The organism is Streptomyces sp. SID13726, from assembly GCF_010548375.1.
Lineage (GTDB): Bacteria > Actinomycetota > Actinomycetes > Streptomycetales > Streptomycetaceae > Streptomyces.
Map to the genome: position 1 here is coordinate 1 of NZ_JAAGLY010000880.1, position 383 is coordinate 383.

General features: G+C 72.3%; 1 pseudogene. It reads right to left on the bottom strand.

Annotated elements, in window-relative coordinates:
• A pseudogene (locus G3I78_RS50785) lies at window positions 1–226 on the bottom strand (hypothetical protein); the annotation flags it as partial.
• Between the last annotated feature and the right edge of the window lie 157 nt (window positions 227–383).

Below are 383 nucleotides of genomic sequence, written 5' to 3' on the forward strand. Positions count from 1 at the left end.
CCGTCGGGGAGGTAGCCGACGGGGGTGTTGTGCGGGGTGCCGGGGCGGGGGCCGGTTCGATCGGGGTGGGGTGGGTGTAGGCGAGGGTGCGGGTTCCGTCCGGCAGGGTCACCAGTCGGACATCCGCTCCGGCCGGTACGGCCGGGAGGAGCGCCCCCGATACGAGCGTCGTGGGCAGGTCGGGGGTGATCGGTTCCGGGTGGCGGATGGCGGGCTCGTACGGCATGGAGATGCCTCCCGAGGCATGGGGCGGGACCGCGCCATGGTGGGTGGCGCGGGCCCGGTGGGTGAGGTGTCAGGCAGAACTGTCAGGGGTGTCAGACGGCAGGTGTCAGGCCGCGTGACAGCGGGTTTACCTAGGGGTTTGGGTGTCACGGCGCCCT